Source organism: Bartonella sp. AA23NXGY (assembly GCF_042197165.1).
Classification (GTDB): Bacteria; Pseudomonadota; Alphaproteobacteria; order Rhizobiales; family Rhizobiaceae; genus Bartonella.
This window is the reverse complement of record NZ_JBHIRO010000001.1, coordinates 108967-133321: the sequence shown is the minus strand read 5'-3', so window position 1 is coordinate 133321 and position 24355 is coordinate 108967. Positions and strand designations below refer to the sequence as shown.

The 24355-nt window shown below is 37.4% G+C and carries 16 protein-coding genes and 4 pseudogenes; 12 read left to right on the top strand and 8 right to left on the bottom strand.

Annotated features, from left to right (window positions below):
* Window positions 1–213: 213 nt before the first annotated feature.
* The 4 genes and pseudogenes from ACFINY_RS00550 to ACFINY_RS00535 all read left to right on the top strand — a co-directional run.
* Window positions 214–312 (top strand): annotated as a pseudogene (locus ACFINY_RS00550) (integrase); the annotation flags it as partial.
* Window positions 313–569: 257 nt separating this feature from the next.
* Complete coding sequence (gene carB / locus ACFINY_RS00545; RefSeq protein ID WP_375611195.1) at window positions 570–4055, top strand: carbamoyl-phosphate synthase large subunit; 3486 nt, start codon at window positions 570–572, stop codon at window positions 4053–4055.
* Between the two features lie 247 nt (window positions 4056–4302).
* Window positions 4303–4512, top strand: coding sequence for a cold-shock protein (locus ACFINY_RS00540; protein ID WP_012754908.1), 210 nt, complete (start codon window positions 4303–4305; stop codon window positions 4510–4512).
* Window positions 4513–4834: 322 nt separating this feature from the next.
* Window positions 4835–6037, top strand: a complete 1203-nt coding sequence (locus tag ACFINY_RS00535; protein ID WP_375634296.1) for a pyridoxal phosphate-dependent aminotransferase — start codon at window positions 4835–4837, stop codon at window positions 6035–6037.
* A 1158-nt stretch (window positions 6038–7195) separates the two neighbouring features.
* Here the strand turns inward: ACFINY_RS00535 and ACFINY_RS00530 are convergent.
* Window positions 7196–8101, bottom strand: coding sequence for a LysR family transcriptional regulator (locus ACFINY_RS00530; RefSeq protein WP_273791217.1), 906 nt, complete (start codon window positions 8099–8101; stop codon window positions 7196–7198).
* A 42-nt stretch (window positions 8102–8143) separates the two neighbouring features.
* Complete coding sequence (gene trxB / locus ACFINY_RS00525; RefSeq protein ID WP_375638079.1) at window positions 8144–9100, bottom strand: thioredoxin-disulfide reductase; 957 nt, start codon at window positions 9098–9100, stop codon at window positions 8144–8146.
* A gap of 310 nt (window positions 9101–9410) precedes the next feature.
* Here trxB and ACFINY_RS00520 point away from each other — a divergent pair, with 310 nt between their 5' ends.
* Window positions 9411–10805, top strand: a complete 1395-nt coding sequence (locus ACFINY_RS00520) for a TrkH family potassium uptake protein (RefSeq protein WP_375700754.1) — start codon at window positions 9411–9413, stop codon at window positions 10803–10805.
* A gap of 1217 nt (window positions 10806–12022) precedes the next feature.
* Here ACFINY_RS00520 and ACFINY_RS00515 read toward each other — a convergent pair.
* Together ACFINY_RS00515 and greA are read right to left on the bottom strand one after the other, a co-directional pair.
* Entirely contained in the window at window positions 12023–13081 is a 1059-nt protein-coding gene (locus ACFINY_RS00515) for a glycosyltransferase family 4 protein (protein ID WP_375628658.1), read from the bottom strand.
* 17 nt (window positions 13082–13098) lie between these two features.
* Window positions 13099–13572 carry a transcription elongation factor GreA gene (gene greA / locus ACFINY_RS00510; RefSeq protein WP_007347010.1) on the bottom strand — a complete coding sequence of 158 codons (474 nt, stop codon included), beginning with the start codon at window positions 13570–13572 and terminating at the stop codon, window positions 13099–13101.
* Between the two features lie 338 nt (window positions 13573–13910).
* On the opposite strand from greA, the gene ACFINY_RS00505 reads away from it, so the two are divergent.
* The 3 genes from ACFINY_RS00505 (at window position 13911) to ACFINY_RS00495 (ending at window position 18252) form a co-directional block, all read left to right on the top strand.
* On the top strand, window positions 13911–14225 hold the full coding sequence (locus ACFINY_RS00505) for an SH3 domain-containing protein (protein WP_375612971.1): 315 nt from the start codon (window positions 13911–13913) through the stop codon (window positions 14223–14225).
* Between the two features lie 258 nt (window positions 14226–14483).
* Window positions 14484–16793, top strand: a complete 2310-nt coding sequence (gene uvrB, locus ACFINY_RS00500; protein WP_375700753.1) for an excinuclease ABC subunit UvrB — start codon at window positions 14484–14486, stop codon at window positions 16791–16793.
* Window positions 16794–17460: 667 nt separating this feature from the next.
* The gene (locus tag ACFINY_RS00495) at window positions 17461–18252 is read left to right on the top strand and encodes a BA14K family protein (protein ID WP_375611188.1); all 792 of its coding nucleotides are present in this window, start codon (window positions 17461–17463) and stop codon (window positions 18250–18252) included.
* 70 nt (window positions 18253–18322) lie between these two features.
* On the opposite strand, the pseudogene ACFINY_RS00490 reads toward ACFINY_RS00495, so the two are convergent.
* Window positions 18323–18634 (bottom strand): annotated as a pseudogene (locus ACFINY_RS00490) (MBL fold metallo-hydrolase); the annotation flags it as partial.
* A gap of 4 nt (window positions 18635–18638) precedes the next feature.
* Between ACFINY_RS00490 and ACFINY_RS00485 the strand changes: the two are divergent.
* A pseudogene (locus ACFINY_RS00485) lies at window positions 18639–19037 on the top strand (two-component sensor histidine kinase); the annotation flags it as partial.
* Between the two features lie 472 nt (window positions 19038–19509).
* Window positions 19510–20133: a BA14K family protein gene (locus tag ACFINY_RS00480; protein ID WP_375700752.1), complete on the top strand. Its 624-nt coding sequence runs from the start codon at window positions 19510–19512 to the stop codon at window positions 20131–20133.
* 71 nt (window positions 20134–20204) lie between these two features.
* Here ACFINY_RS00480 and ACFINY_RS00475 read toward each other — a convergent pair whose 3' ends face one another.
* Entirely contained in the window at window positions 20205–20855 is a 651-nt protein-coding gene (locus ACFINY_RS00475) for an MBL fold metallo-hydrolase (RefSeq protein ID WP_375611186.1), read from the bottom strand.
* A gap of 144 nt (window positions 20856–20999) precedes the next feature.
* Between ACFINY_RS00475 and ACFINY_RS00470 the strand changes: the two are divergent.
* Together ACFINY_RS00470 and ACFINY_RS00465 are read left to right on the top strand one after the other, a co-directional pair.
* A pseudogene (locus tag ACFINY_RS00470) lies at window positions 21000–21703 on the top strand (response regulator).
* A gap of 8 nt (window positions 21704–21711) precedes the next feature.
* Window positions 21712–23052, top strand: a complete 1341-nt coding sequence (locus tag ACFINY_RS00465) for an ATP-binding protein (protein WP_375611185.1) — start codon at window positions 21712–21714, stop codon at window positions 23050–23052.
* A 45-nt stretch (window positions 23053–23097) separates the two neighbouring features.
* Here the strand turns inward: ACFINY_RS00465 and ACFINY_RS00460 are convergent, their stop codons facing one another.
* The gene (locus ACFINY_RS00460) at window positions 23098–23598 is read right to left on the bottom strand and encodes a YbjN domain-containing protein (RefSeq protein WP_273724125.1); all 501 of its coding nucleotides are present in this window, start codon (window positions 23596–23598) and stop codon (window positions 23098–23100) included.
* Window positions 23599–24002: 404 nt separating this feature from the next.
* Window positions 24003–24248 carry an accessory factor UbiK family protein gene (locus ACFINY_RS00455; RefSeq protein ID WP_273791228.1) on the bottom strand — a complete coding sequence of 82 codons (246 nt, stop codon included), beginning with the start codon at window positions 24246–24248 and terminating at the stop codon, window positions 24003–24005.
* Window positions 24249–24355 lie beyond the last annotated feature (107 nt).

Sequence of the window (24355 nt, the reverse complement as noted above, 5' to 3'; positions counted from 1 at the left end):
CAACTGAAACCATTTGATATAGTTTATTTCATAAGCTCTCTACACACAAATCTTGTCCTGAATTTTATCATATACTAACAAAAAATACCTTAATGTGGTCAATTTTCATACCTTATATCACAGCTCTAAACGGCAGTATTTTACGGAACAACACGATAAGCTTCCCACTTCATTTTACGAAATCCCATTGAACCATAAATAATGGCTTATGTTTTACAAGCAATAGAAAAAGAGCGTGCTCTCTTAGGCAAAAAATGTCATAAAACACAAAATATACCGGCAATGGATTGGAAAGATGTTCCGGCTTTTTATGCTCCACGTATGCTTGAATATTCTAATTTGTTAGAGCACTGTTATTATTTTTTTATCAAAGGTCATACTTTTGATAGACTGACGAGATGACTCAACTCAAAAAAGAAATTTATCTTCAATTTTATGAAAAAAAGCATGGAAAAGGTATTTTAATGCTTACTTTCTTTGTCACTTAACTTATAAAATGATTGTAGCCTCAGAACTGAAATATTTTGCCCGCAACAATCGCACATAGATATTTGTCATAGGAAAAAGTCATGCCCAAACGCACAGATATAAAATCTATTCTTATCATCGGAGCAGGACCTATTATCATTGGTCAGGCATGTGAATTTGATTATTCAGGCACTCAAGCCTGTAAAGCATTAAAAGAAGAAGGTTACCGAATTATTTTGGTAAATTCTAATCCTGCCACGATTATGACAGATCCAGATCTAGCTGATGCAACTTATATAGAGCCCATTACTCCTGAAATAGTTGCCAAAATTATTGCTCACGAGCGTCCCGATGCCCTTTTGCCCACTATGGGAGGACAAACAGCCCTCAATACTGCTTTATCATTAAAGCGTATGGGTATTCTAGACCGCTATCATGTTGAAATGATAGGAGCCAATGCTGATGCTATTGATAAAGCTGAAGATCGTGCTTTATTCCGCCAAGCGATGGCAAAAATCGGTTTGGAAACGCCACGCTCTATGTTAGCCAATGCAACAGAACTGAAAGAAGAAAATCGCCAACAACACGCAAAAACGTGTGCTGAACTTAAAGCAAAACTTTCTGGTGCTGCGCTTGACAAAGCACTCGAAGAACTTGAGCGCAACTGGCGACATACCGAAGCTGATCGCAAACAACATTATATCGCTCATGCAACAGCAAAAGCAGTTCAAGCTCTTGATGTTGTTGGGCTTCCAGCTATTATTCGTCCTTCATTCACCCTTGGTGGAACTGGTGGTGGAATCGCTTATAACCGCTCTGAATTCTATGAAATTATTGAACGTGGGCTTGAAGCTTCACCAACAACAGAAGTATTAATTGAAGAAAGTGTTTTAGGGTGGAAAGAATATGAGATGGAAGTTGTTCGTGATAAGAACGACAACTGTATCATCGTTTGTTCTATTGAAAACATTGATCCAATGGGGATTCATACCGGTGATTCGATCACTGTAGCACCTGCTCTCACCTTAACCGATAAAGAATATCAATGTATGCGTAATGCTTCGATTGCTGTTTTGCGAGAAATTGGTGTTGAAACGGGGGGATCCAATGTACAGTTTGCTGTCAATCCTGAAAATGGGCGCCTCATTGTTATTGAAATGAATCCGCGTGTTTCTCGCTCTTCAGCGCTTGCCTCAAAAGCAACGGGGTTTCCCATTGCCAAAGTAGCGGCTAAACTGGCTGTTGGTTATACACTTGATGAATTAAAAAATGATATCACGGGTGGTGCAACACCAGCATCATTTGAACCTTCTATTGACTATATTGTGACAAAAATTCCTCGTTTTGCGTTCGAAAAATTTCCCGGTTCATCACCTGTCCTCACAACTGCGATGAAATCTGTAGGAGAAGTCATGGCAATTGGACGCACTTTTCAAGAATCGTTACAAAAAGCACTCCGTGGACTTGAAACAGGGCTTACAGGTCTTGATGAAATTGTGATTCCAGAGCATGCTGAAGGTGATGAAAAAAGTTCTATACGCTCAGCCATTGCCATACCAAGCCCTGATCGTCTACGCTATATTGCTCAAGCCATGCGCACAGGCTTACCCTTAAATGAGATTCACCAAATTAGCAAAATTGATCCGTGGTTTTTAGAACAAATAGCCTCCATCATTGAAATGGAGCAGCGTATCCGCATTCATGGATTACCCCAAGACGCAGATAATTTACGTATGTTAAAAGCTATGGGCTTTTCAGATGCGCGATTAGCCTCCCTTACAGGGAAAGAACCCGATTATATCGCAGCTTTACGTAAATCACTGAATGTTAAACACGTCTTCAAACGGATTGATACTTGTGCCGCTGAATTTTCTTCTCCTACAGCCTATATGTATTCAACATATGAAGTTCCCTTTGCAGGTGTAGAGCACTCGGAAGCACACGTTTCTGAACGCAAAAAAATTGCTATTTTAGGCGGTGGACCAAACCGCATTGGGCAAGGTATTGAATTTGATTACTGTTGCTGCCACGCTGCTTTTGCACTGCGTGATGCAGGATTTGAAGCGATTATGATTAACTGTAATCCTGAAACAGTTTCAACCGACTATGATACCTCTGATCGCCTTTACTTTGAATCTTTAACAACAGAAGACGTTATCGCTATTTTAGAAGCAGAACAGGAAAAAGGAGATTTGGTTGGAGTCATCGTCCAATTTGGCGGACAAACACCCTTGAAATTGGCAAGCGCTCTAGAAAAACACAATATCCCCATCCTAGGTACTTCACCTGACGCTATCGACTTAGCAGAAGATAGAGACCGCTTTCAAAAACTGTTATTTAAACTTAATTTAACACAACCTCAAAATGGTATTGCCCACTCCATTGAACAAGCACGCCTCATTGCTCACGAACTAGGCTTCCCCTTGGTTGTACGTCCCTCTTATGTTTTAGGAGGACGTGCTATGCAAATTATCCGTGATGAACGTAGCTTACAAAATTATTTACTTGAGAGTGTCCCCGAATTAATTTCAGAAGATATCAAAGTCCGTTATCCTAACGACACAACAGGACAAATCAATATATTGCTTGGTAAAAATCCGCTTCTCTTTGATACCTATTTAACAGAAGCAATTGAAGTAGATGTTGATTGTCTATGTGATGGCAAAGAAACACTAATCGTTGGTATTATGGAACATATTGAAGAAGCTGGTATCCACTCTGGTGATTCAGCATGTTCTCTACCAGTCCATACGCTCTCAAATAAAATAGTTACTGAATTAGAGCGCCAAACCAAAGCATTAGCACAAGCACTTCATGTTCGCGGCTTAATGAATGTACAATATGCTATAAAAGATGACACCATTTATGTCTTAGAAGTCAATCCCCGTGCTTCACGTACTGTCCCATTTGTTGCAAAAACGATTGGTCGCCCTATTGCTAAAATGGCTGCACGTATTATGGCAGGAGAAACGCTTCATGATGCTCTTCAAGCTTATGGTGGATTACCTTCTTTGCAAAAAAAACAACATATTGCCGTCAAGGAAGCAGTATTTCCTTTTGCTCGTTTTTCAGGTGTTGATACACTTCTTGGTCCAGAAATGCGCTCAACCGGTGAAGTTATGGGTCTTGACTATGAATTTTCGCTTGCTTTTGCTAAAGCCCAACTTGGAGCTGGTGTAAAACTCCCTAAAGAGGGAACTTTGTTCGTTTCTGTAAGGGATGAAGATAAAAAACGCATCTTAAATCCTGTAAAACGTTTAACTGAGCTTGGCTTTTCTGTTGTCGCCACAAGTGGAACACAAAAATTTCTCACCGAACACCACGTTGAAGCAAAAAAAATCAACAAAGTTCTAGAGGGACATCCCCATATTGAAGACGCTATTCGTAATCGCCAAATTCAATTAATTTTTAATACAACTAGCACTGCCAGTGCCATCTCAGACTCAAAATCATTACGTTATGCAGCACTCATGCAAAATGTTCCCTATTATACAACAATAGCTGGAGCCGAAGCCGTCGTAGAAGCGATCAAAGCACTCAAAAAAAGGCACCTTGAGGTACGTTCACTACAAAGTTATTTTAGTTGAATTTTTTTCTACTTAGCAAAATGTACACTGTTTTCTTATTTTTTCTTTATATAAAAATTGATTAAGACTTGCTTTTTGTTCTAAAAACTTTTATAGAGGTTTCATCGAATTTTCGGTTACGTGACTTTCTTTCCTGTGCAATCTGCACTTTCGGCGAAACTTCTCCCACCTAATTTCGATCTACAACCGTATTGAAGAAATGAAAGCTTCAATGCTCAATATAATTATATATTCTAAGGAGTTTCCTATGTCTACAGGAACAGTTAAGTGGTTTAATACAACAAAAGGTTTCGGATTCATTCAGCCTAGCGATGGTAGTGCAGATGTATTTGTACACATTTCTGCCGTCGAGCGTTCAGGTCTAAACAGTCTTAATGAAGGGCAAAAAATCTCTTATGATGTTCTTCAAGATCGTCGTTCAGGAAAATTTGCCGCTGGTAACCTTGCAGCACTTTAAAGTTTAAATGCTGCAATATTTTATTTAGAAATCTTCGTCTGTAAAGACGAAGATTTTTTTATTTTGTATAAAGCATTATTTTACCTTGTTAAAATAAAAGACTGCTTATCTCCTTTGCACAATTTATCAAACCTCTCTTATACTTCCTCAAAAACTTTCATAAAATCTACGAAGAGATTATCTTGTAAAAGATCTCAAAAAAGAAGAATATAAAGCCCGTGTAAGAGTATTTTGGAAGTTTTTTATTGCATACAATATAATCTCTTATAGAATATCCTTAAAGCAATAACCATTTGTTGATATAATATAAGGATTTAAAATTATGGCTTTTATTGCCGACAAACTGTCTCGTATCAAACCTTCTGCAACAATTGCTGCTTCTCAAAAGGCCCGTCATTTAAAAGCATTAGGGCGAAATGTTATTGCTTTAAGTGCTGGAGAGCCAGACTTTGATACCCCAGACAACATCAAAAACGCGGCTATTGAAGCTATTCGAAGGGGAGAAACAAAATACCCTCCCATATCTGGAATTCCAGAATTGCGCCAAGCAATTTCTGCAAAGTTTAAAAGAGAAAATAACCTTCTTTACCAACCAGAACAAATTATTGTTGGTACTGGTGGAAAACAAATTCTCTTTAATGCATTCATGGCAACTTTGAATAAAGGAGATGAGGTTATCATTCCATCCCCTTATTGGGTTAGTTATCCAGAAATGGTCGCACTCAACGATGGTACGCCTGTCTTTTTAGAAACAAAAGCCGAATTTTCTTATAAACTCCAACCACAAGAGCTAGAAGCTGCCATTACCCCCAAAACCAAATGGTTCATCTTTAACTCTCCTTCAAATCCATCAGGTGCCGCTTATACACATAATGAATTGAAAAAACTTACAGATGTTTTAGTAAAATATCCTCATGTTTATATCCTTTCCGATGATATATATGAACATCTCACATATGAGGGTTTTACCTTTGTGACTCCAGCTCAAGTAGAACCAGCGCTTTATGAGCGTACACTCACAATGAATGGTGTTTCTAAAGCCTATGCGATGACGGGATGGAGAATCGGTTATGCAGGCGGACCACAAGAATTAATTAAAGCCATGGATACCATTCAAGGACAGCAAACATCTGGAACAAGTGTCATTTCACAATGGGCTGCGGTTGAAGCACTTAACGGACCACAAGACTTTATTGCTAAAAATAAAAGTATTTTTCAAGCACGCCGTGATCTCGTTGTCTCCATGCTAAATCAAGCTCCTGGCATTTACTGTCCAACGCCTGAGGGTGCTTTTTATGTTTATCCTTCTTGCACCGGACTTATTGGAAAGAAAACACCCAATGGTCAACGTATTACGAATGATGAAGACTTTGCCATAGCGCTTCTAGAAACAGAAGCTGTTGCTGTCGTCCAAGGATCTGCTTTTGGACTTGGATCAACTTTTCGTATTTCTTATGCAACATCAGAAGAATTACTTGAAAAAGCTTGTATACGTATACAGCGTTTTTGCAACAGTTTAATTTAAAATTTTTAATATCATCTCTTGTGATTGTTTTTTGCCGAATGTTAGTATATCCGAGAAAATATCTGAAACTGTGTCACGAAATCTATCGATTCAGCAAAAATATCTATGAATAAACACAAAAATAGATGCTGTAGATAAAGATCAAAAAAATTTAGCTATCAAATAAATGAATCGGTCTATTATCATAAGAGATGACAAGCCTATTCTACTTTCTCCATTCAATTTATAACTCTAAAAAAGACCGAGCACTTTTAAACACAATTGCCCTTATAATCAAAGGCCCTTACAATAAAATCTCTTCTATTTCTCAGCTTCTTCTTCGTCCTAAAACGAAGAAGAAGCCACCTCCCATCGTTGTGTAAGCAATCCAGTTTCCTTTAAGTTCTATTTAATAACTACTTGATTTACTTCATAGGCTTTATGAACAAGACCTGCCTTAAATATTCACCTCACATTCTAATAAAAAGCACTTCATGTATAAGGTTTTAAATATTTTATATCACACCCCTAAAAGACAGACTTTTACAGTACAATAGAATATCCCCTCTCAAACTCCTCATTGAATTTTAGTATTCTTAAAAAAATTGTTGGATATCCACCAGTTTCGAAATTTTTTCTTTATCATCTTCCCATATATTGCAATTTCTAGGGACTCTTTCAAAAATTAAAAAAAAGCCGGACATATGTCCGGCAAATTTGGAAGATCCTCAGAGATAAAATCAATCTGATAGATCTTCGTAAGGGAACACTCAAGAAAACGAAACTGGGAGGCAACATAATCAAGAGATAGTATTCTATGTCATTTTATAAGGAAAAGCACAATAAAGACTTAAGCGTATCTGCTATGCAATAAACACATAGCTTTAAATTTGTCTCCATCATGTACCACTCTCTTTAATTAAATAGTAAAAATGTTAACTACACCATCACACGATTGTCCATTTTTCAATATATAATAGCTCTCACGTTTGCTAGCATTTGTAAAAAAACATTTATCCCTCTTTTCAAAAATATTTACCCGTACGGACTCCCTCCACTTTTAATGTGCAACAAATAATTTTAATTGATTCAATATAGGCAAATTTGAAACGAAAGAATATTACGGGAGTCTCAAGTTGCAAAATAGCTAATTATTCCTTATAAATTAAGATATTAATATTAAAAAGACCACTGGCGAGCTTTTAAAAAAATATAATCTCGAAAAGCATTTAACCTTGCCAAATTCTTTAAATTATAAGGATAACAAAAAAAAGTATCAAAAGAAGGAATATCAACCATATCAGGAAAAAGACGCACTAAATGCTCATCATTATTGACGATATAATCAGGAAGCACAGCAATCCCAAGATCACGCATAAGCGCATTCTTTATTGAGATGATATTGTTGATTTGTAAAACTGAAACGCGCAATGATCCATCACTTCTACCAGCCTTTTCCAACCAATTTAAACCAGACAAATAAGGTGGAACAGGTTCACCGAACGAAATAATACGATGCTCATCGAGATCAGACAATTTTTCCGGCTTTCCATAATTTGCAATATACTTTTCCGAAGCATAGACATGCATATGAATTGTAAAGAGTTTTCTTTGTATAAGATCAGGTTGTTTGGGTTGATGTAAGCGAACAGCACAATCCGCATGACACATTGTCAAATCAAGCTCTTCATCGGAAAGCAAAAGCTGAACCTGCATATCAGGATAAAGACTAAGAAATTCTGGCATACGCTCTGCAATCCACCCTGCCCCCATTCCAAAGGTCGAGGTCACACGCAAGTGCCCCGTTGGTTTTGCATAGCTTTCACTTAATTGCAAACGCACACTTTCAAGCTTCATCAAAACATCATGAGCTGTACGATAAAGAGTTTCTCCCTGTTCTGTAAGAATCAAACCACGCGCATGACGTTGAAATAAGGATACCCCAACCTCTTGTTCTAAAGCCGAAACCTGTCGTGAAACGGCTGATTGAGATAAATGAAGTTTTTGAGCAGCATGCGTAAAAGATCCCGCTTCTGCTGCAGCGTGAAAAACCCTTAACTTATCCCAATCCAACGGTGGCGCCACAATTAATTCTACCTCTATATTCTCTATGTTCTCAATGAGTGACTAACGCCTGGGTATATCCAAAAACCGTTCTGCTTCCAACGCTGCCATACATCCTCTTCCCGCAGCTGTTACAGCTTGGCGGAATGTTTCATCTGTCACATCCCCAGCAGCAAAAACACCAGCAATGCTTGTTGCTGTTGAGTCGGGTGCTGTCCATAAATAGCCGCCTCGTTTTTGTTTCAGCTGTCCTTCAAACAGAGAAACAGCAGGATCATGCCCAATGGCAATAAATATGCCCTCTGCATTCACTTTCATCTCGTGACCTGTCTTAACATTTTTCAGACGTGCCCCTGTTACAACAGCGCCCATTGAATCTTGAGCTGGCAGCCCCACAATTTCTTCAACCACATGATCCCAAAGAACACGCACATTATTACAAGCCAGCAACCTATCTTGTAAAATTTTTTCTGCCCGAAACTGCCCCCGCCTGTGAACCACGCTTACACTTTTAGCCAAATGCGATAAATAAAGTGCTTCTTCAACAGCCGTATTTCCTCCTCCCACGACAATAACGTCCTTATCACGATAAAAAAAGCCATCACATGTAGCACAAGCGGAAACACCTCCGCCCATAAAGGTCTGTTCACTTTCTAAACCAAGCCAGCGCGCTTGAGCTCCTGTTGCAATAATCAGTGCATCACAAGAATATTGTGTTCCTGAATCCCCATATAAGACAAAAGGATACTTCAACAAATCAGCCTTTATAATTGTATCATAGACAATTTTTGTCCCCATATTCTCAGCTTGTTTTGCCATTTGTTCCATCAACCATGGTCCTTGAATGGGATCTGCAAAACCTGGATAATTCTCAACATCAGTTGTAATTGTTAATTGTCCACCCTGCTGCAAGCCCGTCACCAAAACCGGCTTAAGCATTGCTCTTGCTGCATAGACCGCCGCTGTATAACCAGCCGGACCTGAGCCAATAATTAGCAGACGAATATGCGATTGTACCATTAAATCCCCTTCACTTTATTATAAATTAATTATTCTATAAATGATAACGGAATGCAGCCTTTTAAAAAAATATTTTTCAAGAGCCCTAATTATGTTATGTATACTTCTTTTCAAGTTTTATGAAAAGGTCTGATTACTAATTCATCAAGGCACGCTAATGTTAAGAATTAATCCTTATCCTATAAAGAGAAAAATGTAACTTCTTATGAGCACAAAACCATAATAAAAAGAGATACAAAGATAGGGAACGATCATTTTTCAATTTATTATCAATGTCTGTGCACGTTTTGCCTTAATCATGGGAGGAGCAATGCTTTTGCCAATTTTTGTGGATTTGCACGACAACAATCGTAATTGGATAAGCTTTCTCTATTCTTGTGCCATAACCACCATGTTAGCAACGCTGATTCTTTTAGCAACTAAGGGAGCTACTTGTCGCTTTTCAGCACGGCTTGGCTTTATGCTCACTGTTTGTCTTTGGCTTACAGGAAGCATCGTAGGTGCCTTACCTCTTTATCTTTCTCCTCTTCCCATTTCTCTAGCAGGAGCCATTTTTGAATCTGTTTCTGGAATTACAACAACAGGCTCCACAGTCCTTTCTGATCTTGATAATTTATCGCGAAGTATTTTATTATGGCGTTCTCTTATATGCTGGATTGGGGGCATTGGTTTTATCGGTTTAGCCCTCTTAATTTTGCCTTCACTGCGTGTGGGTGGCGTGCGACTTTTTCATATGGAATCATCTGATAAATCTGAAAAAATATTGCCTCGCATCAACCAAATTGCTAACGGAATTATCATCGCTTATATTGGGTTAACATTGGCTTGTATGCTTTCTTATTTTGCTGCAGGCATGAATTTATTTGATGCCATTAACCATGCAATGAGTACAGTAGCAACAGCTGGTTTTTCAACGCATGATGCTTCTTTTGGCTATTTTTCTGATACACCAGCCATCTTAATTATTTCAACAATCTTCATGTTGCTTTCTGCTTTACCTTTCGTACTTTATGTTAAATTAGTCCTTCCTGGACACTCTAAACGCTTCCTTGACCCACAAGTGATTGTTTTTCTCCATATCGTTCTCCTTTTCAGCTTTGCTTTAGCGGCATGGCTACGGTTTTATGATCATCGCGCGTTCCACTTGATTTTCCTTGATGTCATTTTTCACCTTTCATCCATTATTAGCACCACCGGTTACAGCGCTGAAGATTATCAACTTTGGGGACCGTTTGCGCTTGGAATTTTCTTCATTGTTTCTTTTACAGGCGGATGTGCTGGTTCTACTTCTGGTGGCATGAAAATCAATCGCCTCATTATTCTTTGGCGTATTACACAAACAAATATAGAAAAACTTCTTTCTCCTAATGTCGTTGTAAAAGCGCGCTATGATCACTCAAATATATCAAATGACGTTGCCCAAGCCGTTTTGTTTTTTGTCTGTCTTTATATGTTTTGCCTTGTTATCGGCACTGCACTTTTGCTTACAACCGGTCTTGACTTTACCTCTGCCTTTACAGGTGTCTTAACCGCACTTTCAAATGTTGGTCCAGGCTTTGGAGATATCATTGGCCCTGCAGGTAATTTCTCTACAATCAATGATAATGCTTTATGGATTTTAAGTTTTCTAATGTTAGCTGGACGCCTTGAAATCATAACAATATTCGTCCTTTTTATTCCCGCTTTCTGGCGTGAACAATTTTAATGCATAACACTTTATTTTACCAAAATAAAAGGTATGAACAATATGCGTAATAATATTCAACCTTCACTCAATCGACCGAAAATTTTCTGAAATTTCAATCAAATTATCATATAGATGATTATACAAGTTAACATAAAAATAATTCGGCAAGAACAATCAAGTACCAAGAGCTTTCACATTCATAACATATAACTCTTTACTCTATTAAGCCCTTTTATCGTTAAAAATGGGCACATAAAACATTCTTTTTTTTATGAATAATTTCTAATGCAAAAAATATGAATATTTGCTAATAAAAATGTTTTTTCTCTTTAATAGAACAACATCTTTATGGAAAATAGAATGCATTCTATTACAAATTTACAAGCTTGTTAAAAAACATCTCACAATACTCATCTTATTCATTTCACAACAATTCTTATAAAAGGTATAAGATATAATTGGTCCCATCATTTTTACTTAAATAATAAAGTGCATACCGAAACCACAACATAAGATACAATTAGCACCATCATATTATTTTTCTGCTGTTAATGTTGCAACAGACTGCATTTCAGACAATTTATAAGAAATCTCTTTACACCTTTCTTAAATAGTTTTTATCCGCCACATGCTCTCTTCCAATTGTGATGTGCAAGAAGATAGCTCTCATTGTTAATATCAACAGATTTTACATAAGAAAATCTTACGGTACTCAAAGCTCTTATTCAAATTGAAACGGTAAATTATCTATAAAAATCATATATATATATATATATATTGATCTTAAATCCATCTTATTATGAATTTATTGAAAATATGTACGACTATTTCATCCATGGAGATACCATCATTATCTTTTTAAGACAAGAAAACGTTTTTTTTTGCTATCTATTTAAGTCTTACAAAACGAACAATATCAGCACGACCCCGTATAAGATAGTGCATAAATCCCCAGACTTGAGTTAAAGCATTATTTTCTTATTCTAAAATATCAATGAATAAAAGTAGCTTTCTTCTCTCCTAGTATGCTTTATCATAAACTACATATCGCTCTCAAGCGTATACATTTTTAATATTTTATCCAAAATTTTGAGAACTTTTTATAGCGTGCTACTAAAGACAATATAAATTTTGTAAAATAACATTTATATCATTGAGCTGTTTTCTTAATGACTATGAAAAACCTTTAAGAAAAATACTTTTATCATTCCTCAAAAAGATTTTTGATATAATAATCAAAGTGTTTTTTCTGCAAACAGTTCTTTGTAAACACTTTCAATCTTGCTTGCCTCTTTTTCCAAAGGAAAGTGAGTACGAACATGGGTTAAAGCTTTCTTTCCGGCTGCCAATGTTTTTTCTACATCAGCAAAATAAGGTTCAATTGCTGCTGTTAAAGCCGCTCCATCTCCTGCTTGAACAACCGTTCCTGTTCCCTCGACCACCAATTCTTTAAAAATTCCTACATCACTCGCCACTACAGCCGTCTGTGATGCCATTGCCTCCAATGGTGTCAGACCAAAACCTTCCAAACGAGACGGAGTTACATAAAGTGATAAACGGCGATACCACACAGGTATATCAAGCCTTTCACCAAGAAAAATAATGCGGTCGTTTAAACCAGCTTCAGCAATCTTCTGTCGTAATTTCTTTTCAAAACCATAATGCTGTTCTGTAGTCCGACCAGCGATAAGTGCTGTCCATTCGGGATAGTCAGGCAATAATGCTATCATCGCGTCCACAAACAAATCAGTACCCTTTAAATAGCGCACGCGCCCAAAACATCCTACCGCATATTTTCCTGGCACCCCAGTTGCTGGAAAGTAATCATCAGGAATTTTGGGGGGTGAAAAACGCCTAATATCCACTCCATGCATAATAACCTTATGAGGCACTTCTAGATAGGTTCCCGTACATACACTAGTAGCGATAACTTTATCCATACGACGAAGCAACCATTTGGTAAAAGGCTTGTGTTCGCGTCGAGATGCCGAAGTAAAGATGAGTTTAAGCTTCATTCGCAAAACATCGCGTAAAAACACCCCGCAAAGCATCTCAATATTGCGTCGTGCATGCCAAATACGAAATGGCTTCCCTTTCGGACTTTTCCAAAGTCCGAAAAGGTCCTTAAAGGCAAGTGTCGGTAAAGTTCGTGGTAAACCAAACCCCAAAGTGGATATACGCACACCCTGTTCGCGTTGCAGTGGAATAAGCTGAATAATCGTAGATGTTACTCCCGACAAACGCCTTTTAAAGTGAGGCGCAATAATTTCAGTTTCGTCCAAAGATACACGCATAATAATCCATATGTTATTTAGATGTACTGAACCTTAATGATCTCGTAATTATGCGCACCACCTGGTGCATTCACCTCAATCACATCACCTTCTTGCTTGCCAATAAGTGCACGTGCGATAGGCGAAGAAATAGAGATTTTACCAACCTTTACATCAGCTTCTTGATCCCCTACGATCTGATACACTTTTTTTTCCTCAGTATCCTCATCCAAGAGTTTAATGGTTGCACCAAATTTTATTTTGTCACCTGAAAGACGCGAGACATCTATAACTTCTGCTCGTGCGATATAATCTTCAAGCTCATTTATACGCCCCTCATTATGACTTTGTGCTTCTTTAGCTGCATGATACTCAGCATTTTCAGATAAATCACCATGCGCACGCGCCTCAGAAATTGCTTCAATAATTCGCGGACGCTCCTGTTGTTGACGCCAACGCAACTCTTCTTTAAGACTCTCAAAACCAGCTGTAGTCATCGGAACTTTTTCCATAATCCGTCCCTTTCTATTACACGGAAGGTTTAATAAAAATACAAAAAACGGCTTCCAAAATTACTTTTGGAATCCGAAAACTACGATCTTTTTTATTATATAGTACAGTATCGCTGTTTTCCATATAAAAATAAATAAAGGAAACAAAACATGCACAAATAGTGATTAAAACATCTCATTTTGGTGTTTAAAACGTTAAACTTCACTCTTCTCTTTAAAGTGTCCTAAAGAAGAAAGAATTGTATTTTTTTCTGTTTTATCATAATCTAGTAAAAGAAATTATATAGAATATGAAGAGAGAAGGATAGAAAATCTCTAAAGAAATTCTTTACAGAAAAATGAAAAAAATCGTCATTTTTTTTATGTTTGGCTCTTTCTTTTTAGCCACAACAATATCAGAGGCAGCAGATGCTTTTGTTACGAGAAATCTTAATTTTAGAACAGGTCCCAGCACTCAATATGCACTTTGCGGCTTAATCTCTGCTGGAGAATTAGTTTTTGTTAAAAACTGTGAAGGAAATTGGTGCCATATCCGATATAACACTCAAATAGGTTGGGTGTCATCTCGTTATCTTTCATTTAAAGATGGAAATGATCTTTATCACACATATACAATGTCTTTAATGCCCAAACGTACCGATTATTCTCCATAACAGCTATAATAACTTATGCCCTCTTGAATATCATCATGGCAAAAATGCAATAGTGTTCACGAACAACCACAAATATGCTCCTTCCAAAGAAATACTTCGAAGAATTTGTCTCATAAAAAACTTGATCAATATCCTAATGAAAGCTCTAATAAACCAAAATAAATCTGTTCAATAACGTTTTGCTGTTGTCGTAATAAATTTGTAAAAATTAGTATTTTCTTTAAAATCACCAGCACTTTTCTATCAAAGGATACAACAATGAAAAATGGTGTTACTGCAACAGTAGAAGCTCTTTCTGCTCTTATTGCTTCAGGTAATCCTCTTTTTAAGAATGGTGCATTATGGACACCTCACCGCCCCATTCGTCCTGAAAAATCTGAAGGTGGTATTCCATTTCAACTCGAAACATCTTTTAAACCAGCGGGAGATCAACCTCAAGCCATTAAAACTCTGGTCGAGGGAATTCAAAAAAATGAACGTACACAAGTGCTTTTGGGTGTTACCGGCTCAGGGAAAACCTATACAATGGCCAATATCATTGAAAAAACACAGCGTCCAGCTCTGATTTTAGCTCCCAATAAAACTCTAGCAGCGCAGCTTTATGGGGAATTTAAAAATTTTTTTCCCCATAATGCCGTCGAATATTTTGTTTCCTATTATGACTATTATCAACCAGAAGCCTATGTTGCACGCTCAGATACTTATATTGAAAAGGAATCCTCAATTAATGAACAAATCGACCGGATGCGTCATGCTGCAACACGCGCTGTCTTAGAGCGTGATGATGTTATTATCGTCGCATCTGTCTCCTGCATCTACGGAATTGGTTCCGTAGAAACCTATACGGCCATGACCTTCGAAATAGAAAAAGGGGACAAACTCAATCAACGAAAACTCTTGGCTGATTTAGTCTCTCAACAGTATTATCGACAAGATATCAACTTCGTTCGTGGTTCCTTTCGTGTACGAGGGGATACAATCGAAATTTTCCCTGCCCACCTCGAAGATCGTGCTTGGCGTATTTCGCTCTTTGGCGATGAAGTGGAAACAATTACGGAATTTGATCCTCTCACCGGACAAAAAACAGGCGATCTTCAATCAATTAAAATTTATGCCAACTCACACTACGTAATACCACGCCCAACACTTAACCAAGCGATGAAATCTATCAAAATGGAACTCGTTCAACGCCTCGATGAGTTGAACGAAGCTGGACGTCTTTTAGAAGCACAACGTTTAGAACAACGTACAGTTTTTGATTTGGAAATGTTGGAAACCACCGGTTCATGTCCGGGAATTGAAAATTATTCACGTTATTTAACAGGACGAAATCCCGGTGAACCACCCCCAACTTTATTCGAATATATTCCACTCAATTCTCTTGTTTTTATCGATGAAAGCCATGTAACCATTCCCCAAATTGGTGGTATGTACCGAGGTGATTTTCGCAGAAAAGCAACCTTAGCAGAATATGGTTTTCGCCTCCCTTCCTGTATGGACAACCGTCCTTTGCGCTTTGAAGAATGGGATGCCATGCGCCCACAAACAATTGCTGTCTCCGCAACACCTGGACGGTGGGAAATAGAACAATCTCACGGTACTTTTGCTGAACAAATCATTCGCCCAACAGGGCTTGTCGATCCAGAAACAGAAATTCGTCCAGCACGCACTCAAGTCGATGATGTTGTGAATGAAATTCGGAAAACAATTCAAAAGGGCTACCGTACATTGGTGACCGTCCTAACCAAGCGTATGGCCGAAGATTTAACGGAATATCTGCACGAACAAGGTATTCGTGTACGCTATATGCATTCCGACATTGATACATTAGAACGCATTGAGATTCTACGCGATCTTCGGCTTGGCACCTTTGATGTCCTCATCGGTATCAACTTGCTCCGAGAAGGCTTAGATATTCCAGAATGTGGTTTTGTTGCCATTCTAGATGCCGATAAAGAGGGCTTTTTGCGCTCTGAAACTTCCCTCATACAAACAATCGGACGTGCTGCACGTAACGTAGATGGCCGTGTTATCCTCTATGCAGATACGATCACTGGTTCCATAAAACGAGCCTTACAGGAGACACAAAGACGTCGACAAAAACAAATAGCCTATAATGAAGAACACCATATCACACCGAAAAGTATCAAAAAAAATATCGGAGATATTCTTAATTCAGGCTATGAAAACAACCATATTCATACAAATATCCCTGATGTCATCGAGAAAAAAAATATGGTTGGCAACAATTTAGCATCTCATATTAAACACCTCGAAAAATTAATGCATGAAGCAGCTGCTGATCTTAATTTTGAAGAAGCAGCACACCTTCGCGATGAAATCAAACAATTACAAAAGATAGAACTAGAACTCGCGGAAAATCCCTTAACACATCATAGCGAACAATCCACCCATGAGCGCGTATTACAACCAAGTCTTTTCTCCAAACCAAACCTTGCACACATGGGACCAACCATGGACACTGGTATTTTGGAAAATCAAAAAGGAAAATCTCGTAAAAACACCCCTAATCAAGCAACAATAAAACGAAAAAAACGCAATCAATGAAGGAGCAAAAAATTTCAAACCGCCAAAACTAATCTTTAGCTCTTCTAAAAAACTGACTATCGATGAAGAGCAAACAGTATTGCCCTAAAAATAGATAACAGCAAATATTAAAAATATTCCAATTTTTCTAAGACAACATAAGAGAGGATATTTTACAAAAAATGCCTAAACTTATTGACTTTTTAAAAAATCTTTCTTGTTCAACTTTATTATAAAAATCTTTAAAACTGTAAAAACTTCTAAAATATAAATAAATGCAGACAAATTTTAAAAAATATCTTCCATGAAACAAAATATTACTACAAATATATTATATTTATACAATTATACTACAATATATAATTTAATATTAATCATAATTATATAGTGATAAAACTATAGGCTTTATTTATAAAATAGTTATTAAATTACATTAAATTAATTGATAGTAACAAATTATTCCCAAATAAATACTTTATACAACATAGTAAAAATCATCTACTACCAATACAATCTTATCAATTAAATACATTAAATTGAAATCAAAATTTTGTCAGTATCTATGATAGCTTTTACTAAATGGCTTATTTATTTGTTTTGTCACAATAAAGTCCCAAATTGTTCAGGCTCTATTCAGTTTGAAACGTGTAGGATGTGAAAAATACGAATTAACACAAGGAGCATCATTATGAAAAAAGTGATCAGGTTAGCGGTATTATCAGCAATGTCAACTGTGACCATTTTGATGCCGCTAAATGCAACGCTTGCGGATATGGCATGGAATCGTAGTGACTCTATCTCGAGAGAAATAGATGATATGATGAGGAAGATGCGTAAAGAAAGAGATGATGCGATAAGGGAAATAAGGAAGAGAGCTGATATTCTGCCTTGCGGTTTTTCTCACTCCCATTGTTCTGATAAAAAACGTGGTTTTTTTTCTGATGATTTCCAAAAGTTTGTTGATGATTTCCACAAGAGTTCTGATGACAACAAGAGAAGATTTAAAGCCAAACATGAAAGGTCTGTAGCCAAACATAGTAAGACGGAACAACAACAACAACAACACCATCATCACCACCACCACCATTATCATCATGTTGAAAACAAAACATATCATTACGTCGAGCGCAAAAAGACAAAACACAGTAATATTCATATAGACAACTCAGGAGATGCTTTAGCGGTGGGCATTCTTGGTCTTGCAACAGGTACAATTCTTGGTACAATTTTAAAAAAACCAGAACAGCCACAAGTGGTTTATCAAATAGTACCACAAAGTCAGGTAATTTATCAAAAAGTTCCGCAAAATCAAGGGGTTTATCAAGTGCAGCAAACGGTGGCATATGAGCCATTCCAGCAATCATTAGAATCTGATTGGCTTAACTATTGCAAGAAAAAATACCGTTCCTTTAACCCTAAAACAGGGACCTTTCGAGACCGTAATGGTTTGGAACACATTTGTTATGCCCCAATAAATTAACTTCTGTTGCGTCCTACTAAAAAAGTTTTAAATGGCAAAAAAAAACGCTTCAAAGCGTTTTTTTGTTTTCTCATATATTAAAATCTTGAAGAAAAGGATTATTTTGGCGCTCATAGCCTATGCTACTTTTGGGATCATGCCCACAGATAAAACAAACATCATCGCCTAAGGGTAAAACTTTTTCTCGAAGGGATTGCATCAATTTTTCATAAGAACAGAAGGGGAAGTCCGTACGTCCAATAGAACCACGAAAGAGAACATCACCCAAGAGGGCTAAGTGCTCTTTTTCATTGAAATAAATAACATGACCAGGGGAATGCCCCAGTGTATGTAAAACCCTAAACTCATGTCCAGCAAAATACACACACTCACCATCTTCTAACTATATCGAACAACGCACCACGATGCTTTCGGGTGTAAGCCATGATTTAAGAACCATTCTCACCCGTTTTAAACTTCAGCAAGCGTTAGCAAATACTGACTTTGATATCAAGCTGCTTGAACAAGATGTGAGCGACACGCAAAACATGTTAGAAGATTACCTTGCTTTTGCCCGTAGTGAAGAAAGTGAGTGTGTTAAAACTTTTGATTTAAATGCTCTTATGCAAAAATTCTCTACCGATGTGCATCTTCACAAACGTCAATTTTCCTACACCATTGAAAGCCCTACACCAATACAAGCACGCCCACGTGCCTTCAGGCGTCTCATCAGCAATCTTGTGTCAAATGCATTTTGTTATGCCAATACTGTCAAACTAACAGCCATATCCCAACAAGAATGTTTCCCATATATCAAAAAAAGTTCCCGCAATATATTATATTTATACAGTTATAATATGATATCGAACTCAATATTTAGCCTCACAAGAGAGTGGTCAAACAGGACTGTATTCAATCACACAAATAAGGTTCTATCTTAGCACCATAAGCCTATAATAAAAAACGATAACTTTTGTTCATACACCTATTGTTCAATTCATATTGTATCAAGCAATAAAAAATTACTCATCAATAAATAATTTATAACCAATAGTAAAAAATCTGGTGCTCTAAATACAAGCTGCTTAATTAATCTTAAGAAGAGTACATTAATTGAAATCAAAATTCTGTCATGATTTTATTTTATTGTATTGATAATAGTTTTAACTAAATGAATTTTTATTTTTTTGTCACAATAAAGTCCAAAATTGTTCAGTCTCTATTCAGTTTGAAACGTGTAGGATGTGAAAAATACGAATTGACACAAGGAGCATCATTATGAAAAAACTCTTCAGATTAGCGGTATTATCAGCAATGTCTACTGCAACCGTTTTGATGCCATTAAATCCAACGCTTGCAGATATGGCATGGTATCATAACTATGACATGAGAAGGGAGGCTGGTTTACCGTCTCACAATTTTAGCTCCCATTTTTCTCATAGTGAACATCACTCTTTTGATAACCCCCACACGCGTCATTATGTTAGCCATAAATGGGGAGCACAACAACACCATCATGTTGAACACAAGACATATCATTATGTCGAGCGCAAAAAGACAAAACACAGTAGTATTAATATAAATAACTCAGGAGAAGCTTTAGCAATGGGCATTCTTGCTCTTGCAGCAGGTGCACTTCTCGGCAAAATTTTTAAAAAATCAGAACAGCCACAAGTTGTTTATCAAACCGCACCACAGCATCAAATTGTATATCAACAGGCTCCACAAGAACAGATAATTTATGAAGCTCCGCAAACGGTGGAATATGAGCCAGTACAACAATCATTAGAATCTGATTGGCTTAACTATTGCAAGAAAAAATACCGTTCCTTCAACCCTAAAACAGGAACTTTCCGAGACCGTAAAGGCGTCGAACACCTTTGTTATGCCCCAATAAATTAACTTCTGTTCTGCCCTACTAAAAAATTTTAAATGGCAAAAAAAAACGCTTCAAAGCGTTTTTTTTTGTTTGCTCATATACTAAAATCTTGAAGAAAAGGATTATTTTGGCGCTCATAGCCTATGCTACTTTTGGGACCATGCCCACAGATGAAACGAACATCGTTGCCTAAAGGTAAAACTTTTTCTCGAAGAGATTGCATCAATTTTTCATGGGAACAGAAGGGAAAGTCCGTACGTCCAATAGAGCCACGAAAAAGAACATCACCCAAGAGGGCTAAGCGCTCTTTTTTATTGAAATAAATAACATGACCAGGGGAATGTCCTGGGGTGTGAAAAACCTTAAACACATGTCCAGCAAAATGAACGCACTCACCATCTTCTAACCATCGATCAGGAATACAAATGCAAGCATCAGTGATGCCATAATTTTTTGCGCTTTCGCTCACGGCATCCATCACAGGCTTATCATCGCGATGTGAACCGATAATTTTTACATTAAGCGCTTCTTTCACTTGCATTGCTGCTCCTACATGATCAAAATGACCATGTGTTATCCAAATAGCCTCAACGATAACACCATTCTTTTCGATTACGTCTTGAATTCGTGGCCAATCACCACCAGGATCAACGAGAACCCCCGTTTTACATTCACTATCAAAAAGCAAAGTGCAATTTTGTTGAAATGTCGTAACTGGAATAATATGTATATTAAGACTACCCATAATATCCTTTTCAAAAATAACTTTTTTAAATTTATAAATAAAACTTTCTCTCCTTTAAGGTAAAGGTGCTGCTCGACAGCTTTATACAACTTATGTAAACTTGCATTTTGTGTAAACTAAATTTTTATCAAGGTTTTTTTAAGAATGAGCAATCACGTTCAAGTTTTGTGTGACGATGCCCCTCACCTTCTTGTGATTGATGACGATACACGTATTCGCAATCTTTTATTTCAGTTTCTCATTAAAAATGGATTTCGTGTTTCAGTTTCAGCTAATGCGAATGAAGCAAGACGACTGTTAGTAAGTTTAGATTTTGATCTTCTTATTGTTGATGTCATGATGCCTGGCGAAAACGGTATTGATCTCACTCATTCACTCCGCCAAACAAAAGATGTCCCTATCTTTATGTTAACAGCTTTATCAGAAATAGACAATCGTATCCGTGGATTAGAAGCAGGGGCAGATGATTATCTGGCTAAGCCGTTTGACCCTCGTGAACTTCTCCTTCGCATCAACGCCATTTTACGACGTGGTTTTCCCCCTCACCAACCTAAAATTGAGCAAATAGTTTTTGGTCCTTATATATTTTCAATTTCACGACGCGAACTCAAAAAAGGAGGAGAAATTATTAAATTAACAGATAAAGAACAAGAAATGATGATCATTTTTGCCGAAAATGCAGGCGATACAATTCCGCGCCATAAATTCGCGACCGATGACAGCAATGTAAGTGAACGTGCCATTGATGTGCAGATCAACCGCCTTCGTCGTAAAATCGAAAAAAACCCAGCACTGCCTTATGGCTCCAAACCGTGCGAGGAATAGGGTACAAACTCTCTATTGAATAGGCACAAGAATGATCAAACCTTTAAGATTTTTTCTTCGATGGTTAACGAAAAAAATGCCTAAACGGCTTTATGCTCGCTCTTTGATCATTATCATCGCTCCCATGGTGCTTCTGCAAACGGTCATTGCTTATGTCTTTATGGAACGCCATTGGCAAATGGTAACCGAGCGTCTTTCAACGGCTGTCGTGCATGATATTTCAGCCATTATTGATATTCTTGAAACATATCCCCAACAAGATAACTATGAAGATATCAAGCGTATTGCACAACAACGTATGGGATTAAATATTTCTATTCTATCTCCTACCTCCTTACCCCCTCCAGGACCTAAGCCATTTTTTGCAATTCTTGACTATTTTTTAAGTGAAGAAATCACCCGCCAAATTAACCGTCCCTTCTGGATCGATACCGTAGGAGATTCTGATCTTGTTGAAATCCGTATCCACCTTGGTCACAACATTTTACGCGTCTTTGCTCCACGCAGCCAAGCCTATGCTTCCAATACTGCTATTTTTTTAAGCTGGATGGTAGGAACAGCTCTTGTTTTATTGCTGATAGCAATTTACTTTTTACGCAATCAAATCAAACCGATTCAACAATTGGCTGAAGCAGCAGAAAGCTTTGGACGCGGTCGTCCTTTACCAAAAGGATTTCAACCACAAGGAGCTGATGAAGTCCGACGTGCAGGCATCGCTTTTTTACGCATGCGTGAACGTATTGAACGCCAAATTGAACAACGTACCATGATGCTCTCAGGAGTAAGTCATGATTTAAGAACCATTCTTACACGCTTTAAACTTCAGCTGGCATTAGTAAATACTGACTTTGATATTAAACCGCTTGAGCAAGATGTAAGTGACATGCAAAATATGTTAGAAGATTATCTTGCTTTTGCTCGTGGTGAAGGAAGTGAAAGTGTCAAGACTTTTGATTTAAATGCTCTTATGCAAAAATTCTCCACCGATGCTCGTCTTCACAAACGTCAATTTTCTTACACTATTGAAGGTCCTACAGAAATACAAGTACGTCCCCGTGCTTTTACACGCTTGGTCAGCAATCTTGTATCAAATGCATTTTGTTACGGCACGACCGTTAAACTAACCGCTAACTCTCAACAAGAATCTTTTATATTAATAATCGATGATAATGGACCTGGAATTCATAAAAATATGCGCACAGAAGTTTTTAAGCCATTCTTTCGACTTGATAAAGCGCGAAATCAAGATGCAAGTGGAACAGGACTTGGTCTTTCTATTGCTCAAGACATAGCACGCAGCCATGGTGGCAATATACAATTAGATGAGAGCCCACTCGGGGGAGTGCGCGCTATTCTTGATGTCCCCCTATGAGCAATATTTCCGCAAACCGTCTGTAAAAATAACAGACTGTATATTTTAGGCATTCCCTACAGTTTCAAACAAAGTGTACTGTAGTGCCTTGTAAGCACTTTCTCCCGATAAAGCAACCATCTGAAATGCAACATAATGGCTTTCACAGGCTTTAAGTGCATGTATCAACAATGTTTCAACCTGTATATGAGATGGATGCATCCCACCAGCCAAAAGAAGACCTTGTCGATAAATAACTGAATTATTCCTTTGCCAGTAATCAAAATGTCCCAACAACAACTTTTCATTAATTGCTAGCAATAAGCGCTGTATTTCAGCTGTTCGAGCATTTTTAATAGAGAGATCAAACGAACAAGCTAAATGAAGTGCTTCATGCTCTTCCATCCATGAAAAAGCAAGACGATAGTTTGCGCGTTTTCCTTCCACACAAACGCTAATTTCATCTTGTGCATCCCGCTCAAACGACCAATCATATTCACAGGCAATCTGTTCGATAAAGTCAACAGGGTGCTCTTTTCTTTCTGTGGCGCAAAATGCAAGCCTCATCACAATCCTCAATCATCTTAAAACATTGTCAACAGAATATAAACCGTCTCAACTGTAACAATATTTTGCTACAATCAGAACCTTTACACCAAACAAATACACATAAAAACATCGACAGTACACAAACACCCAGAACACAATCGCGCTGTTTAGGGCAACCTGATAGTCATAAAACGAATCATCAAGTCTTTTCAGTGTATTGATACAATTTCATAGCGCCAGCCCCCCTGATTCAAAAAAATGTACTTTACCCAAAAAAAAATCAAAAATAAACAAATGCTCCGCTCTAACAGACTCAAGATTAAGCATTTTTTAGTTTCACGCATCATATTGAAAAATTGGGGATATTTTTTTGAAGATTCTTTTTTTTTAAACTATTTTACTTTTTTGTGTCTGCGTTTTTTTTAATCATCTTTTTTTAAATCATCAAGGCGTCTTTTCAAATCAGCGTTATCAGCATGGATTTTCAGCACCATCTCCTTAAAAGTCTCAAACTCTTCGCGAGAAACAAGATCAAGTTTGTTTGCTATCTTTTCAGCCTGCACACGAAAAGCTGTTCCAGCTTCACGTCGTATGCCTTGCGCAACGTCAGCAGCATCCGTTGCTAATTTTGCTAATTCATCAAGAATACGATTTGATCCATTACGCATAACCTTTTTCCTTAAATTTTAATTATTGACGCACGCATTATAGCGTATTCTCATAACATTTAGATACTGTAATTTGTTCCTTTTACTCTATATTTTACATACTGTGC

What these genes read in the sequence shown, in the direction of transcription:
- carB (WP_375611195.1), top strand. Translation starts at nt 570, where the DNA reads ATGCCCAAACGCACAGATATAAAATCTATTCTTATCATCGGAGCAGGA.
- ACFINY_RS00540 (WP_012754908.1), top strand. Translation starts at nt 4,303, where the DNA reads ATGTCTACAGGAACAGTTAAGTGGTTTAATACAACAAAAGGTTTCGGA.
- ACFINY_RS00535 (WP_375634296.1), top strand. Translation starts at nt 4,835, where the DNA reads ATGGCTTTTATTGCCGACAAACTGTCTCGTATCAAACCTTCTGCAACA.
- trxB (WP_375638079.1), bottom strand. Translation starts at nt 9,100, where the DNA reads ATGGTACAATCGCATATTCGTCTGCTAATTATTGGCTCAGGTCCGGCT.
- ACFINY_RS00520 (WP_375700754.1), top strand. Translation starts at nt 9,411, where the DNA reads ATGCTTTTGCCAATTTTTGTGGATTTGCACGACAACAATCGTAATTGG.
- ACFINY_RS00515 (WP_375628658.1), bottom strand. Translation starts at nt 13,081, where the DNA reads ATGCGTGTATCTTTGGACGAAACTGAAATTATTGCGCCTCACTTTAAA.
- greA (WP_007347010.1), bottom strand. Translation starts at nt 13,572, where the DNA reads ATGGAAAAAGTTCCGATGACTACAGCTGGTTTTGAGAGTCTTAAAGAA.
- ACFINY_RS00505 (WP_375612971.1), top strand. Translation starts at nt 13,911, where the DNA reads ATGAAAAAAATCGTCATTTTTTTTATGTTTGGCTCTTTCTTTTTAGCC.
- uvrB (WP_375700753.1), top strand. Translation starts at nt 14,484, where the DNA reads ATGAAAAATGGTGTTACTGCAACAGTAGAAGCTCTTTCTGCTCTTATT.
- ACFINY_RS00495 (WP_375611188.1), top strand. Translation starts at nt 17,461, where the DNA reads ATGAAAAAAGTGATCAGGTTAGCGGTATTATCAGCAATGTCAACTGTG.
- ACFINY_RS00480 (WP_375700752.1), top strand. Translation starts at nt 19,510, where the DNA reads ATGAAAAAACTCTTCAGATTAGCGGTATTATCAGCAATGTCTACTGCA.
- ACFINY_RS00475 (WP_375611186.1), bottom strand. Translation starts at nt 20,855, where the DNA reads ATGGGTAGTCTTAATATACATATTATTCCAGTTACGACATTTCAACAA.
- ACFINY_RS00465 (WP_375611185.1), top strand. Translation starts at nt 21,712, where the DNA reads ATGATCAAACCTTTAAGATTTTTTCTTCGATGGTTAACGAAAAAAATG.
- ACFINY_RS00460 (WP_273724125.1), bottom strand. Translation starts at nt 23,598, where the DNA reads ATGAGGCTTGCATTTTGCGCCACAGAAAGAAAAGAGCACCCTGTTGAC.
- ACFINY_RS00455 (WP_273791228.1), bottom strand. Translation starts at nt 24,248, where the DNA reads ATGCGTAATGGATCAAATCGTATTCTTGATGAATTAGCAAAATTAGCA.